1 protein-coding gene is annotated in these 2,130 nt (G+C 64.6%); it reads right to left on the minus strand.

Annotation, left to right across the window (positions count from 1 at the left end):
* The coding region (gene nirB / locus J7359_RS19780; protein WP_209059962.1) for a nitrite reductase large subunit NirB at positions 1-2,130 on the minus strand (2,130 nt) is incomplete at both ends.

A 2,130-nucleotide genomic window follows, 5' to 3' on the forward strand; every position in this document is an offset into this window, starting at 1 on the left:
ATCCAGATCGTCCACAACCTGGGCGATGACCCAATCAAGCCCGACCTTGGCGACCCATTTATGGGCCCGGTCCAGGTATTTCGCATGTTCGCGATACAGCTGGACGAACGCCGCGACGATCTGCACCGCCTCATCCTCGGAGGGCGTCGAGGCCAGATGCTGGGTCTCCTTGACCTCCATCCCGGCGGCGCCCGCGACGCTGATATTGTAGCCGCTGTCCACGCAGACGATGCCGATATCCTTGCAGGTCGCCTCGGCGCAGTTGCGCGGACAGCCCGACACGCCCAGCTTGACCTTGTGCGGCGTCCATGACCCCCACAGCAGCTTTTCCAGCCGGATGCCCAGCCCGGTCGAATCCTGCGTGCCAAAGCGGCAGAATTCGCTGCCCACGCAGGTCTTCACCGTGCGCAACCCCTTGGAATAGGCGTGTCCGCTGACCAGACCTGCATCATTCAGATCGGCCCACATATGCGGCAGATCCTCTTTGCGGACACCCAGCAGGTCGATCCGTTGGCCGCCGGTCACCTTGAGCATCGGCACGCCGTATTTGTCGGCGGCGTCCGCGATCGCCCGCAGCTCGGCCGGGGTGGTCACACCGCCCCACATCCGCGGCACAACCGAATAGGTGCCGTCCTTCTGGATATTGGCGTGGTTGCGTTCGTTGACAAAGCGCGACTGGCGGTCGTCGCGATAGTCCAGCGGCCATTCCGCCAGCAGATAGAAGTTCAGCGCCGGGCGGCAGGAATGGCAGCCGCCGACCGATTTCCAGCCCAGTTCCTGCATGACGGCGGGGATCGATCTCAGCCCCATCGACCTGATCAGGCGGCGCACATCCTCGTGGCTGTGATCGGTGCATTTGCACATCCCCGCCGGCGCGGGGGCGGCGAAATCGTCACCCAGGGTCAGCCGCATCACCTGCTCGACCAACCCGGTGCAGGTGCCGCAGGATCCGCTGGCCTTGGTGCAGCCGCGCACCGCCTCCAGCGTGGTCGCACCGTTCTGGACGGCCTGAACGATGCTGCCCTTGCAAACGCCGTTGCAACCGCAGATTTCCGCCTCGGGCGGCAAGGCTGCCACAGCCGCCATCGGGTCGGGTGCGCCGCCGCCCTGAAAGGCCGGACCGAAGATCAGCGTATCGCGCATCTCTTCGACATCGGTTCCGTCCTTCATCAGGCCGTGGAACCAGCTGCCATCGCCCGTCTCGCCATACATGACGACGCCGATGATCTTGTTGTCCTCAAGGACCAGCCGCTTGTAGATGCCGCGACCTGGATCGCGAAAGACGATGTCCTCGCGCCCTTCGGCTTCGGCGAAATCACCGGCACTGAACAGATCGCAGCCGGTGACCTTCAGCTTGGTCGCCGTATGAACCGGGCGAAATTCGGCCCGTTCGTCCAGCAGCGTCTTCGCCAGCACCTTGGCCTGATCGTAAAGCGGCGCGACAAGGCCGAACAGCTGGCCCCGATGTTCGACACATTCCCCCAGTGCGAAGATATGCGGATCGCTGGTCCGCAGCGCGTCATCGACGACGACGCCACGCTCGATCTCCAGCCTTGCGTCGGTGGCGATCCGGGTTTCGGGGCGGATGCCCACCGCCATGCAGACCAGATCGGCGGGATAAACGGTGCCGTCTTCCAGCAGCACGGCCTCGGCCCGGGTCTGGCCAAGGATCGCCTTGGTCGCGCCGGCGCAATGCACCTTGATGCCGCGGCATTCCAGATCCTTCTGCAGCAGATAGCCCGCCGCAGGGTCCAGTTGCCGTTCCATCAGATGGCCCATCAGGTGAACGACGGTGACACTTGCACCGCGCGCGGCCATGCCCGCCGCTGCCTCCAGCCCCAGCAACCCGCCGCCGATCACGACTGCGTCCTTGCCCGCCACGCCGGCCTCGATCATCGCGTTGGTGTCTTCCAGATCGCGATAGGTGACGACGCCGGGCAGATCCTTGCCGGGGACCGGGATGATGAACGGTGCCGATCCTGTGGCAATGACCAGCGCGTCATATTCGGCGCTGCTGTGATTGGAATGGACCACGCGGTTTTCGCGGTCGATCTGCACCACCGCCTGCCCAAACCGGCAATCGACGCCGTGGGCCCGATACCAGTCCTCGTCATGTGTGACGATCTGCTC

The organism is Paracoccus sp. R12_2, assembly GCF_017744015.1.
Classification (GTDB): domain Bacteria; phylum Pseudomonadota; class Alphaproteobacteria; order Rhodobacterales; family Rhodobacteraceae; genus Paracoccus.